Origin of the sequence: Humisphaera borealis, assembly GCF_015169395.1 — a bacterium.
Taxonomy (GTDB): domain Bacteria; phylum Planctomycetota; class Phycisphaerae; order Tepidisphaerales; family Tepidisphaeraceae; genus Humisphaera; species Humisphaera borealis.
The window spans coordinates 555,525-568,264 of the sequence record NZ_CP063458.1 but is presented as its reverse complement, the minus strand read 5'-3'; the positions used below and the strand labels follow the sequence as shown (position 1 = coordinate 568,264).

At 63.9% G+C, this 12,740-nt stretch carries 8 protein-coding genes and 1 tRNA gene; 4 read left to right on the top strand and 5 right to left on the bottom strand.

The window, feature by feature from the left end; genetic code table 11:
• Window positions 1-22 precede the first annotated feature (22 nt).
• The gene (locus tag IPV69_RS02210; RefSeq protein ID WP_206293281.1) at window positions 23-3,406 is read right to left on the bottom strand and encodes a VIT domain-containing protein; all 3,384 of its coding nucleotides are present in this window, start codon (window positions 3,404-3,406) and stop codon (window positions 23-25) included.
• A gap of 359 nt (window positions 3,407-3,765) precedes the next feature.
• On the opposite strand from IPV69_RS02210, the gene IPV69_RS02205 reads away from it, so the two are divergent.
• Window positions 3,766-6,063 (top strand): DUF255 domain-containing protein, encoded by a 2,298-nt coding sequence (locus IPV69_RS02205; RefSeq protein ID WP_206293280.1) that lies wholly within the window; start codon window positions 3,766-3,768, stop codon window positions 6,061-6,063.
• 9 nt (window positions 6,064-6,072) lie between these two features.
• Here the strand turns inward: IPV69_RS02205 and IPV69_RS02200 are convergent, their stop codons facing one another.
• Entirely contained in the window at window positions 6,073-6,357 is a 285-nt protein-coding gene (locus IPV69_RS02200) for an antibiotic biosynthesis monooxygenase family protein (RefSeq protein ID WP_206293279.1), read from the bottom strand.
• A gap of 539 nt (window positions 6,358-6,896) precedes the next feature.
• Between IPV69_RS02200 and mutT the strand changes: the two genes are divergently transcribed.
• The 3 genes from mutT to IPV69_RS02185 all read left to right on the top strand — a co-directional run bounded on the left by mutT (window position 6,897) and on the right by IPV69_RS02185 (window position 8,101).
• Window positions 6,897-7,304 carry an 8-oxo-dGTP diphosphatase MutT gene (mutT, locus tag IPV69_RS02195; RefSeq protein ID WP_206293278.1) on the top strand — a complete coding sequence of 136 codons (408 nt, stop codon included), beginning with the start codon at window positions 6,897-6,899 and terminating at the stop codon, window positions 7,302-7,304.
• A 100-nt stretch (window positions 7,305-7,404) separates the two neighbouring features.
• Window positions 7,405-7,478, top strand: a tRNA-Val gene (locus IPV69_RS02190).
• 104 nt (window positions 7,479-7,582) lie between these two features.
• Window positions 7,583-8,101 (top strand): hypothetical protein, encoded by a 519-nt coding sequence (locus IPV69_RS02185; RefSeq protein ID WP_206293277.1) that lies wholly within the window; start codon window positions 7,583-7,585, stop codon window positions 8,099-8,101.
• Here the strand turns inward: IPV69_RS02185 and IPV69_RS02180 are convergent.
• From IPV69_RS02180 to IPV69_RS02170, 3 genes are all read right to left on the bottom strand, one after another.
• The gene (locus IPV69_RS02180) at window positions 8,060-8,443 is read right to left on the bottom strand and encodes a hypothetical protein (protein ID WP_206293276.1); all 384 of its coding nucleotides are present in this window, start codon (window positions 8,441-8,443) and stop codon (window positions 8,060-8,062) included. The two genes, IPV69_RS02185 and IPV69_RS02180, sit on opposite strands and share 42 nt — an antisense overlap.
• Window positions 8,444-8,514: 71 nt before the next feature.
• Window positions 8,515-11,595: a helicase-related protein gene (locus IPV69_RS02175; RefSeq protein WP_206293275.1), complete on the bottom strand. Its 3,081-nt coding sequence runs from the start codon at window positions 11,593-11,595 to the stop codon at window positions 8,515-8,517.
• A 106-nt stretch (window positions 11,596-11,701) separates the two neighbouring features.
• Window positions 11,702-12,427, bottom strand: coding sequence for a hypothetical protein (locus tag IPV69_RS02170; protein WP_206293274.1), 726 nt, complete (start codon window positions 12,425-12,427; stop codon window positions 11,702-11,704).
• Window positions 12,428-12,740: the final 313 nt, after the last annotated feature.

Genomic DNA, 12,740 nt, shown 5'->3' with positions numbered 1-12,740 from the left:
GCCGCGTCCGCCAAGGCGGACCCTACTCGAGCTTCACCGTTCCTACCGTGGCCACTTCCTTGGCGCTGGTCAGACGTAGCGTCATCTGCTTCCGCTGCTCGTTCGGGCGGCCGAAGTTGGTGATGACGGTGGCCTGCACGGTGCAGGCACCGGTGAGTTCCTGCTGGCTGGAGCCGTAGAAGTTGGCCTGGATCTTGTATTCGCCGGGCATGGTCTTGCGGAGGAAGTATTCCTCGGGGCCGTAGCCCTGGGTGAAGTCACGGCTCATCGCCCCGCCGATGATGGTGCGGTTGTGGTTGTACATGCAGACTTCGCCGCTGGGTTCGGTGATCCAGAGGTCGATGTCGGTCGCGTCGGCGTCCCAGGTGAGCACGATGCGGACGTCGGAGTCGAGGTTCTTGCGAAGGCGACCGTCGATCGGATTGGGCACCGCGCCCAGGCCGGGCGTCGCGGCGAGACGGGCACTGATGCGGTTGGCCTCCATCAGCGCGATCAGCTCGATGTCTTCGAACCGCTGCCAGTTGCCGGTGATCACCTTGTTGAGCAGGTCGAGCGCCCGGCCGTAGTCGCTGGCGATCTGGCCGGTGGACTGCTTGTCGGCCGGGACGGCCAGGGCGCGATCCGCTCGGGCCGCAAGCGCCAGGGCCAGGTCGCGGAAGCTCTGGGGTTCTTCCGGCCGCAGCCGGCTGACCTTCTCGAACAGGCCGATCGCCAGGTCGAGCTCGTCCAACTGTTGCAGGCGATGGGCGACGATGCGGATGAGCCGGGGGTCTTCGAGCTTCATCTCCAAGACGTCGGTAAGCACGCGGATGCCCTGCTGCCGCTGGCCGACGCGGAGCAAGTGTTCGGCGCAGTCGAAGTAGAACGCGGGGCTCTTGGCGTACTGCTCGCGCTGGGCGAGGTAGACGTCATACGCCTTGTCGGCGGCGACGGCTTTCATCGCGGCGATATAGGGGGTCTTGGGGTCCCAGGCCTTGATGTCGATCCGGCCGGAGACGTCTTGCTCGGATTCGCCGTTCTGGGATTTGGAAAGGGCCATTTGACGCTGAAGGACCTCACGTTGTGCCCGGCCCTGCCCGTTCTGCCCGCCGTTGCCGAACAATGCACCGCCGCCTTCACCGCCGCGCTCGCCTGCGGGCGTTGGGTGCGGTCGTGCGTCGTCGCGCGTCGCCAGGTTGAAGTCGGGGGCGTTATTGCCGTGGGGGTCGCTGCCCGCTCTCGGCCGATCGTTCATCGGCGGACGACCGGGCTGGGCCGACTGAGCGGCCTGAGCCGCCGGACGTGGCTCGGGCGCGTGAACCATAGGCGGCGCCCCCGGGGCCGGTGTCGCAACAGGATCGGCACCTGTTGGGGCAACCGCACCAGGCGGCGGGACCGCACCAGCCGCGACGGCAACTTCGCCTTTGGCCCCGGCCGGCGGCGTGTACTTCAGGTCCTTCGGGTACTTGAACTCCTTCTCCCACCACGCCACGCGCTGGTTCCACTGCTGCAGCACGTGGGCGATCTTCTCCTCCTGCGTCTTCTCCTTGGCGACACGCCGATTCTCGATCTGCTGCGTGAACGCGGCGTAAACCTCCGGGCGGTTCTTCGGCGGGACGATGCCGTACTGCACGTACTGCTCGACGGTTTCGAGCACGAGCAGGCTCGTCGCCGGGGTGACCAGGTTGTACTGCTTGCCGATCGCCAGCAGTTCGTCGCGGCTGCCGTCGCCGGCGAGCGCCAGTTCGTTCACCTTCTGCTGGGCCCAGAACCGGGCGACGAGGGAGCCGTCACTGGCGTCGGCGGATTTGATGGTGAAGGTCCGCCGGCTGGTTTCGGTTTTGCCGTAGCCGTAGACGAACGTCACCTTCGCCTCGTCGGAGAGCAGCCGCCCCGCCGCCGTCACGCGGCCGGCGATCGCCGTGCCCACGCCGGGGGTGATATCGGCGACCTGCTTGGCGTCCGCTTCGATCGCGATGACCGAGAACGTCGGCTGACCGATGGTGCCGATCGCGGCGTCGTCCGCCTGGCGGTTGAGGTTCAGGTACGCCCCGCCGCTCTGCTGGCAGAGCGACCGCAACGCGTTGTGATTGGCCGAGGCATCGGAGCTGACCGCCCAGACCGGGATGTCCACCCGCACCGGCTTCTCGCCGCCGAGGTTGCCGACGCCGTCGGTGAAGAACAGAGCAAAATCATAGTTCGGCGGAAGCTTCTTGGTGGCGACAAGCCCCAGGTCCGACAGGTTCTTCGGGAACGACAGCACACCGAGGTTCGTCGCGCCGTCGTACGTCACCGCTTTGAGTGCAGCGATCGCCTTGGCGGCCTCTTCCTTCGATCCGCCGAACGTCGGTTGCATCAGTTCCAGATCGTTCCGCAAAAGCACGACATCAAAACTCGGGTAGTTGAGCTTGGCGAGGCTCTTTTCGAGCAACGCCAGCTCGCGCGAGAGGTCGGCAGACTTGCGGCTGAGGCTGGCATCCCAGACGACCAGCAGGCGCCGATTGGCCATCGCCGCCGGTTCGAGCCGGGGCATGGCGGGCGTATCGCTCAGCACGAAAAACGCCTGCGACGATGCAGCGGCCCCGGCCTTGCGGCGCTGTTCGAGCTCTTCAACCGTGGTCGGCTCGGCGGTGGGTTTCTGAACCGTCACGCTCGTCGCGGGCACTTCGGGCAGCGTGATCGTCAGCGTCTCCACCGCCTTGGCGTCTTTAAGGGATTCCTTGAGGAAGAAGCCGCGGTCCACCTGCTGGAACGGTCTGTTGGCGTACGTTCCGCCGCGAACGGTCGGCTCTTCGGTCGCGCCTTCGACGGCGATCGTCAGGTCGAACTGTTCGAGCTTGTCGCCCAGTCCCAGCGGCAGCGACAAAGCCGCCCCTTTGCGGCCTTCGGTCGGGATGAGGTCGGCAACATAGCTCACCTTGACCGTTCGCGTGCCGTTGGCGGGGATCGGGTAGAGCCGGGTGCGGAAGTTGTTGCCGATGACGTGCTCGACCAGGCCTGGGTCGACGGTCTTGCGCATCTCCGTTTCGTAGATGACGCGGGCCTGCTGCTTCTCGACGGCGACGCCGTCGACCATCACGCCGTTCACATCCAGCCCGTAGCCGGAGATGGTCGCTCCATCGGGCAGCGGGAAGGTGAGTTCGCCGCCCAGCACGCGATCCTGCGTGTTTTTGAAGGTCAGCGTGACGATCGCCTCGGCGAGCGGGCCGCGGACGATGGCATGGACGTCGGCCCGGGCCAGTGAAACACCGGCGACGGGCTTACCGTCGGCATCAAGGATCGCCGGCGCCCGCAGCGATGCCGGCCGGGTCGCCGGTTCGGCCACGCCGGGCTTGCCGTCCGGTTGCTTCGGCGGTTGCTGCCCGGAACTGACCAGGGAAAGAGCGGCGACAAGAGAGATACCGATCGGAGCGGCGCGGAATCGCATGGCGAAACCTCCCAACAGGTGAAGAAGACAGACACAGACCTCCCCACATTGACGAACGACGCGGAGAAAAGTTTCGGCGCACTGATTTTGGGGGACGGACATTCTTGTCTGTCTCGGGCTGTTCTGGTGGGGCAGGCATTCTTGCCTGTCTCGGACGGATGTACTCGTCCGTCCGAAACCGCTATCGCCTTTCCAAAGAGCTTCGGCCCCGGCGTACCGGGTCCGAGGCAGACAAGAATGTCTGCCCCACCGCCAGAGACCAGTCAGGCTTCGCCTTCGACCGGTCGCCGTTCGAGTACTTCTTTCGGACACAAGCGAAAGACAAGAATGTCCGTCCCCCCTAAGCTTGTGCCAACCGCATGACGCACACCAACCGCCTGGCCAAAGAGACGTCTCCTTACCTCCTCCAGCACCAGCACAACCCCGTGGACTGGTATCCCTGGGGCGAAGAAGCCTTCGAGCGCGCCCGCCGCGAGAACAAGCCCATCTTTCTGTCGGTCGGGTACAGCACCTGCTACTGGTGCCACGTGATGGAGCGGCAATGTTTTGAGGTCGAACCGATCGCCGCCCTGATGAGCCGGCTGTTTGTCTGCATCAAGGTCGACCGCGAAGAACGCCCCGACGTCGATCAGCTTTACATGTCGGCGATCCAGATCATCAGCCGTCAGGGCGGCTGGCCGATGAGCGTCTGGCTGACGCCCGACCGCCGGCCGTTCTACGGCGGCACCTACTACCCGCCGACGGACATGCAGGGCCGCCCCGGCTTCCCGCGCGTCTGCAATGCGATCGACGACGCCTGGCGGAACCGGTCCGGCGAAGTTACCGAAAGTGCCGATCAGATCGCCTCGATGCTCCAGCGGCTGGCCCGGCCCTCGACGCCTAACGAGACACTGCGGATTGAGCCGGCGTTCATCGGGTCGCTCGTCGATCGGTCGGTCGCCGACTACGAACCCCACTTCGGCGGGTTCGGCCACGCCCCCAAGTTCCCCCGGCAGACGGCGCTGGAACTGCTGCTGACGTATCTGCACAGCGATCTGGATGAAAAGGAGACCGGCGGCCGTACACCCAAAGCAAAGGTCCGAGCGATGCTGCTGCACACGCTCGACGCCATGATGCACGGCGGCATCCGCGACCACCTCGGCGGCGGCTTCCACCGCTACAGCACCGACGCCAAGTGGCTCGTCCCCCACTTCGAGATCATGCTGTACGACAACGCGATGCTACTCGTCTGCTACGCCGAGGCGTACCGCTTGACCGGCGACGCCCGCTACGCCCAGGTCTCGCGCGACATCGCCGACTTCGTGCTGCGGGAAATGACCAGCCCCGAGGGCGCGTTCTACACGGCGTTCGACGCCGAGGTGGATCACCAGGAAGGGTTGAACTACCTCTGGACGCCGGCCGAGGTGGAAGCGGTGCTGGGGCCGGACGACGCCCGACGGTTTAACCGCGTCTACGGCCTCGACCGTGGACCCAACTTCGCCGACCCGCATCACGGATCAGGCGTCGCCGACAAGAACATCCTGTTCGTCGCCGAGCCGAACGTGCCGGGGGCGACGTCCGCTTTGCTGGACGCCGAGCTACAAGCGATGCGGCTGAAGCTGCGGGAGCACCGCGCGACCCGCAAACAGCCGCTATTGGATACCAAGGTGCTGACGAGTTGGAACGCGCTAATGATTCGGGGACTCGCCGTCGCCGGCCGGGTGCTCGAGGAATCGCGGTACACCGACGCAGCGGCCAAAGCGGCGACACACCTGCTGTCCTATCACGCGACGGACGATGGCGGGCTCTATCGCACCAGCCGCGACGGCGTGAAGAAGTACCGAGCGTTCCTCGACGACTACGCCTTCCTCGCCTGGGCCCTGACCGACCTGGCCGTCGCAACACAGGACCCCAGGTGGACGACCGAAGCCAAACGCCTGGTCGACGTGATGACCGATCGCTTCGGCGACGAGGTGACCGGCGGGTTCTACTTCACTGACCGCCTGGCCGATGACCTGTTCATCCGCCAGAAGACCGCCCAGGACAGCCCCCTGCCCAGCGGCAACGCTGCCGCCGCGATGGCGCTGACGGCCCTGAGCATGACATTCCCGAGCCTGACCGATGCCGCCCAGCGGACGATCGCCGTCTTCAGCCAGGGCGTCGTCGAGCACGGCGAGGCGATGGGCTCGATGGTGCAGGCGGCGTTGCTGTCGCTGCTGAAGGACGGCCCGTTCGCGATCAACGCCGAAGTGGTGGACGATACGCCGCCAGCACCGACGACCCAAAGCCTGGTGGAGGCGGCACGGGACGCGGTCGCCACGACGGCGGCCTGGACGTCGGCGAAGGAGTTGCGGGTCGAGATGACGATCCGCGACGGCTGGCATGTCAACGCCGGCGTAGTGCCCGCGGGCAGCGGCCTGATCCCGACAACCCTCGTCGTCGAACCGACGGCGCTCGTCGCGGGCATCGGCTATCCCCCGGGAGAGCCGTTTCAGCCCGACCCGAGCCTGCCCGAAGTGAGGGTCTACGGCGGGCGGACTGAGATCATCGTCCATTGGCACGACGCGCCGCCCGATCCGGCGCAGGTGCGCGTCAGACTGTCATATCAGCCTTGTAATGCGTCGGCGTGTCTGCCCCCGGTCACGGCGGTCCTCACGCCCGAAGGCGGACGGAAGTGACTTCAGTTCCTACTGGGCGTAGACCTTGTGTCGCGGCCGGCCGCGGAGAATCTCTTCCTTGCCCCAGTTGGTGACGGCTTTGAACGCGTCGCTGTGAATAAAGGCGGTGAAGTCTTCCATTCGGGCGAACTGGCTGACAATCAGGTAGGTGCCCTTTTGCTGCACGTCTTCATAGAGGTGCGATTCCTGATGGCCCGGCACGCCCTTAAGCGCCTCGAGCACGCGGATGAAGGCGTCGACAAAGATCTGCTCTTTGCCGGGAAGAACGTCGTACTGCATGCCGATGGTCGTCATTGACCACAGGGTCCACGCGGTCTGTCGGTCCGTCAAGCATACCGAGCGCGACAAACGATCAAGCTGACAAGAATCATCCGTCGAGCGTGCCGTGGGATGTGATGTCGGGCGAGGCGAAGGAGGAGGAATTGAAGAACGAAGGAACGAAAAACCAGGACATAAAAAAACTTCCGGAGGGGTGGCTCCTAGACCGCCTCCGGAAGTGCGCCACGGCTTAGAAGCCGCTTAGTCTGTTGGCGAAATGAGAGAATCTCTCCGCTCCGCCGATGGGCAAACTATAGCGGTGCGGGCGACCCCTGTCAACGAAACAATACGCCGGATTGGACGACTACTGGTTGAACTTAAACATAATAATGATATGGATTTACGACGGTTTTAGCCGAGCCGATTTCGGGTCGGCTCGCCCCGCCGGCTTGGTCGGTTAACCCGTCCGTGATAGAACAGCAAAGCACGCTTGAAAACGCCACGACGGCGCCCGCGTCCCGTGTGGCGGACGTCGGTTCACACAACGATCGCGCACCGCCCACAGCACGTTTGCCATGCCCCCAGTTCAGGTCGTCATCGGGATCGTCGTTGAACGGGGACGGGTGCTCATCACCCGCCGCCACGACGACGGCCGCCATCTCGCCGGCTTCTGGGAGTTCCCCGGCGGAAAGGTAGAGCCGGGCGAATCGCTCGAAGACGCCCTTCGCCGGGAGCTGGCCGAAGAACTCGATATCAAAGTCAGCGTGCGAAGTACGCTGCAGGCGTCGACGCACGACTATCCATCGGCGACCGTCGTTCTTCATCCCTTCATCTGCGATCTGAGCGCCGGCGACCCCAAGCCCTTGGCATCGCAGGAGTTTCGATGGGTGACGCTGACGGAGCTGCCCGACTACCAGTTCCCCCCCGCCAATGCAGCCTGGCTGAAATCCCTCGCGGACCACCTCCCGCAAGCCACGACCTGAAGACACCGCCCGGCGAATGCCACCCCACGCCCGCCGGCAAGCCGCCAACGCCACATTGATTTCGGTCGCGAGAGTTCGTAAGCTTTCGGTCGACAATGCAGGGCGATTAGCTCAGTTGGTTAGAGCGCACGGATCACACCCGTGAGGTCACAGGTTCGAGTCCTGTACCGCCCATTTAACACATGTCTAGCCGAAACGCTGGGTTAGCGTTTCCTGCCGGAAGGCAGTGCGGCAGACGGATCAGTGGTGCGCGCACCACCTTTTCCGGAGCCGCAGCGATGCCGAAGCTTTCCTCTCATATTCCCAAGTATTCCCGCCACCAGCGTGGCCAAGCCTTCGTCAAAGTCGACGGACGACAGATTTGGCTTGGACGGTACGGTGACCCGGCCAGTCGAGAGAAGTACGACCGATTCGTCGCCCAGTGGCTGGCCAACGGGCGGGTGCTTTTACCGCTGGTGGCACCCGCTCCGACTTCGACCGTGCGAAACCTTCTGGTCCCCTACTGGTCCTGGGCCAAGGAGCGGTACACGGCCGCGGAGGTCGATACGATTCGGGCGGCACTGAACGTCGTCGAACGCCTCTACGGTTCGACGCCAGCACTGCAGTTCGGGCCCAACGCTCTGCGGACCGTTCGGAGCGAAATGATCCGGTCAGGATGGACTCGCCGGCACATCAATCGGCAGGTCAGTCGCGTCCGCGCCCTGTTCCGCTGGGCCGCCTCGCACGAGATGCTTCCGGAAACCGTGTGCGGTCAACTACGCACAGTAGAACCACTGCGCCGCGGGGAGGCGCCGTAGCGGCCCAGGGTTAAGCCCGTCCCCCGACGCCTGATCCGCGCCGTCCGTCGCCGCCTGCCTCAACAGGTTCGCGCATTGATTGATCTCCAACTGCTCACCGCTGCCCGGGCCGACGAACTGGTGAGGCTCCGCGCCGTTGACATCGATCGAGACATGCCGGTCTGGGTCTTCCATCCCCAGTCGCACAAAACCGCACACCACGGAAAGGAACGCAGGATCTACTTCGGTCCAAAGGCGCAGGCGATCCTGAAGGTTTTCATGAACGGCGATCGCCCTGCCGACGCCTGTCTCTTTTCGCCACGCGAGGCGGAAGCCGCTCGGCATGCCCGCGCCCGAGTTCATCGCCGTCCGGGACAGAAGCCGAACCGGAAAAAGTCTGGACGTACGGTGGGGAATCATTACAGCACGGCGACCTACCGCCGTGCCATCCATCGTGCGCTGACGTCAGCTATGTCAGCGGCGCACTCCTTGATGTTGCCTGTCGCCAGATCGTACAGATACCAGCGCGTCTCGCCGGTCTCTTCGACCCATTGCAGCGGCTCGCCGCCGGGGGTGAACAGTGTCGGCTGCGCCGCATCTGCGCTCGGCGGGCCAGGCAGCGCGTAGCAGAAGAAGACCGCCCGCGAATTCGGTCTGGGGTGCGACCGACCGCTGAACGCGCGGTGCGGCATCGCCTCCAGCTTCTCCTCCAGGCCCGGGTGCTCGGCGACCAGCTTGAGATACTCCAGGTGCAGCTTCTCTTCGTCCGTCGGCGTGCCTTCGTATTCCTTGTTGAAATCCTTCAACGCCTCGTAGTCATCGTCGGGGGTCAGTAGCTTGCGCCCTTCGATGCCGAACGTCTTACTGATCCTCAGCGTCTTGTGCGTCACCCGGCTGTAAAGGGTGAGCAGTTCGTTCAGTTCGTCCGGCGGGAGGAAGTTCCAATAGACGACGTTGCCGCGGATCGACGATTGGTCGGGGTCGTCGGCAAGCAGGAGCGATTCGATTTCGGGGTTCATCCGGCGGTCCACGCGGCCGATCCGCTGCATCAGCCGCACCGGGTTCCAGTGCAGGTCGTAGTTGATCAACCGGGTGGCGTCCTGGAGGTTCAGGCCTTCGGAGAGGACGTCGGTGGAGATCAGGACGCGCGTTTCGGGCATGCCGGAGGCCGCGAGTTCGCCTGAAGAGGAGCCGTTGTAGTACGGCGAGAACTGCCGGATGACGTCGCCACGGTCGGCGCGGGTGGAGCCGTCGATCTCGGCGACGCCGGTGATGCCGGCAGCGGCGAGTTGTGCTTCAAGGTAACGGGCGGTGTCGGTGAACTCGGTGAAGATCAGCACCTTGTGGTGCTTGAGGACCGAATCGGTCTTGAGGAGCCTGATGAGGGCCTTGAGCTTGTCGTCGTTCGCCGGCTCGAACCGGTCCAGCTCCTTCAGAAAATCGGCAACGGTTTCCAGGTCGTCGCGGGTCTCATCGAGCATCTTGGCGACGTTGTACTCGGAACGACGGAGTTTTTTCGCCTCGGCCTCTTCGATCATCTCCACCGGCACGAGATCTTCTGATTCGTCGGCGTCGGGGTCGTCGAAAAGCGTCGGATCGCGCTCGACCCGGCCGACCAGTTCGGCGTGGCGGGACTTGAAGCGGTCCAGGTGCTGGCGTTCCTCGCGGGTTTCGGTATGAACCTCGGCGAACGCCAGCAGCTTGAGTAGGAGCAGCCGACACGAACGGCGGAAGGCCTCGGCGGAGCTTTCGAACCGCTTCAGGAAGCTGGTACGAATGAGGCCGACGATCTGCATCTGCCGGCCCTTGGTGGCACCAGGGAACAGTTCATCACCGACGACGATTTCCTTGCCGGGCTGGGCTGGGTAGCCCATGGGGTTGTAGATCGCGAGACTGAAGAGGGGCTTTTCCTTCTTAAACGCGGTCTCGACCATTCCCAGCAACCGCCCGTAGGTCTTGCGGAGATGATAGTCGGCGACGCGCGGCGCTTCGCGAACGGGGAAGATCGCCTGGCGGCCACCCTGGGCGATCTGGCTTTCCTTCACATAGCTACGGCTGCGCTGGACGACGATCCGGCGGAAAAGCCGATCGTCGGAGAGAACACGTTCGGCCTCGACGAGATCGGTTGCTGGTGTTTCACCAGTCGGGGCGGGTCCGCCGGCGGAGGCGTAGACGAGCTGCTCCAGGTCCTTCTCCATCTTGCGGAAGTGGCCGGGCAGGGAGTGAACGCCGAGGGTGGGATCGCGATGCTGGAAATAGTCGGGGATCTTGCGCGAGAACAGTTCGATCATGTGCTGCAGATCGATGAGCCGGTTGTTCACCGGCGTCGCGGTGAGCAGGAACATCTGCTTGTTGTCGCAGATGTCGAACAGCTTGCGGTATCGAGAGGGCTTGCGCTCCCCTTCGCCAGCGATGCCGGGATTGCGGAAGTGGTGGGCCTCATCGATGACAAAAGTATCGGCCTCGGCGGCGATCTGGCGGAATTCGGCGGGGAAGTCGCGGTCGGCCGATGCGCCGCGGATGAGATCAGTGTGGTTGTAGATCGTCAGGCGAGAACCGAACACGCCGCCCAGGTCGGGGAGGTATCGCTTGATCGCCGCTTCCCAGACCGGCTTGCGGGCGGCCTTGGGGACGAGAAGACAGACGTTCTTGCGTTCGTGGACGACGAGCCGCTCGATGAGCATCAGGCCCATGAACGTTTTACCCAGACCGACACCATCGCAGAGAAACGCGCCGCCGAAGCGCTCGGCAATCTTGACGAGGTGGTGGTAGCCGTCGCGCTGGTAGCGATCGAGCAGCGGATAGACGCGGGAGCGGCGCGGGCCGGCGCCAGTCTCCCATTCGGTCTCGGTCAGGCTGTGGCCGAGGAACAGTTCCTGCAGGCTCTTGGCGTAAATCTGGAATGGCGTAAATGGCTCGATGTGCCGGTCGATCACGCGGAGCAGGTCGGCGGTGATGTCCTCCGCTTCCTCCCAGTGGCGGTCGAACCACGTTGCAATCTCTGCCGCCTGCGGACCGGTGTGACGGACGTTCAGTTCGACGTTTTGGGTCAGACCCAGCAGTGTGAAGTTTGACGAGCCAACCAGCGCGGTCGCGTCGCCGGTGTCGCCACGGGCGATATACGCCTTGGCGTGGAACTTGGCCTTGCGATAGACGCGGGCCTGGAAACGGCCGGCGCGCATGGCCTCGACGATAGCATTGATGCCGTCGAGGAAGTCGTTGCGGCGTTTTTCGTCTTCGATGCTGCCGTCGAGTTCCCGGGTGATGCGGGACAGGATGCGGTCAAAGTCTCGCTTGGTGCGGGCAGTGACCTGATCGCCCAGCAGCACCCGGAATCGCTTGACGCCGGTCCAGTCGTCGCGAAGCGCGAGTATGCCACCAATCTCGAAGTGGCCGGTGGCGACGTCAAGTTCGACAGCGGCGCGAGACCAGCGGCGGACGAGGTCAGCGACTTTGTAGTCGGGAGCGGCGTTATCGACGATGAACGGTTCAGCGTACTTCGGCTCAGATGACATGACTTCCCCTTCTCCAGGCGTGACTATAACCGGTACTGTGGAACTAAATCCACGTTCGTGATTTTCTATATCAATGTGGAGTGGCGTCTCCGTCCTCCGACGACCACTACCGCGTCGGCAGCTTCTCCCACGCGTTGGCTACGATGGCGTCTAGACTCCCGGAACTCTGCGCAAGTGTGTACCCCTGGCGGCCGTGCTTCTCGAAAACGCCGACCTGACTAAGCCACGCCAGGCACATGTAGTGGCGGTAGGTCGGTACTTCGTCGCCGGTGGCTGCATCGATCAGAGGGAGGAGTTGATCGGTGGTAAAACGTCCGGTTTCGGCGAATTCCGGAGAGGTCGCCAGCGATTCAATACGGCGAACAAGCAGCTCAAGGGCATCCTTCGGGCAACGGTGTTCGTAAGTGGCGCGATCCGATTTTGACCAGCCCACTTTGACGAGAGTATCGCCTGACCGCTTGAATCGAGGATAGCCAGCCGCACGACCGCGAAGCCGGGAGGTCGCCGGGCGATCGGATGGCTGTACTGCTCCCCGCTCCTCCACAACTGTCTTGGAACGGTTTGCCGTCGAATGGCTTGTTGACGGAGATGCGTTCGCAGTCACGAAGCCGTTACCAGAGCCGGACTTCGACAGGTCAGGAGGCGAAGTATTGACGCCCGGGTCCAGCCCGGCAGCCCGGGCCAACGCAACCAGTCGCTGCGCTATTTCGAGCAACCGTGCGGCGCGAGTGTAGTCGCGAGCGACAGCCGCTTCCGCGGCTAGAGCGGCCAAGGCCTTTTCCGCAACCTCGACGACTTCCATGGCACGGCGATCTTCAGGCTCCACGTCCATGGGCAGATCTTACGCCGTATCCATTTAAGATTCAATAGTTATTTTAAGCATAGTTTAGAGATGGGCGGGGTCTCCCGTGCGAGTTCAAGAGAGACGCCGCCGGGGCGCGTCGCTCGGCCCCTTACTTCGGATCATTTTGCAGAATGACCGCGCGGTGGCATTTTAGTTCTGATGGGCGCGCACGTACCGGTTCCCTGCTCCGTTTTGAAGAACGGAGAGACCGCTGTCCCGGCGAGGGGGTCATCGGTTGCCTGATTCAGGTGCCGTCATTGTGATCACCGGCTCGACGCCGGCGGATTCGTTGCCGCCGGGG

Coding starts and splice junctions, on each gene's coding strand:
- IPV69_RS02205 (WP_206293280.1), top strand. CDS start 3,766: ATGACGCACACCAACCGCCTGGCCAAAGAGACGTCTCCTTACCTCCTC.
- IPV69_RS02185 (WP_206293277.1), top strand. CDS start 7,583: ATGCCGAAGCTTTCCTCTCATATTCCCAAGTATTCCCGCCACCAGCGT.
- IPV69_RS02175 (WP_206293275.1), bottom strand. CDS start 11,595: ATGTCATCTGAGCCGAAGTACGCTGAACCGTTCATCGTCGATAACGCC.
- IPV69_RS02170 (WP_206293274.1), bottom strand. CDS start 12,427: ATGGACGTGGAGCCTGAAGATCGCCGTGCCATGGAAGTCGTCGAGGTT.
- IPV69_RS02180 (WP_206293276.1), bottom strand. CDS start 8,443: ATGAACTCGGGCGCGGGCATGCCGAGCGGCTTCCGCCTCGCGTGGCGA.
- IPV69_RS02210 (WP_206293281.1), bottom strand. CDS start 3,406: ATGCGATTCCGCGCCGCTCCGATCGGTATCTCTCTTGTCGCCGCTCTT.
- mutT (WP_206293278.1), top strand. CDS start 6,897: ATGCCCCCAGTTCAGGTCGTCATCGGGATCGTCGTTGAACGGGGACGG.
- IPV69_RS02200 (WP_206293279.1), bottom strand. CDS start 6,357: ATGACGACCATCGGCATGCAGTACGACGTTCTTCCCGGCAAAGAGCAG.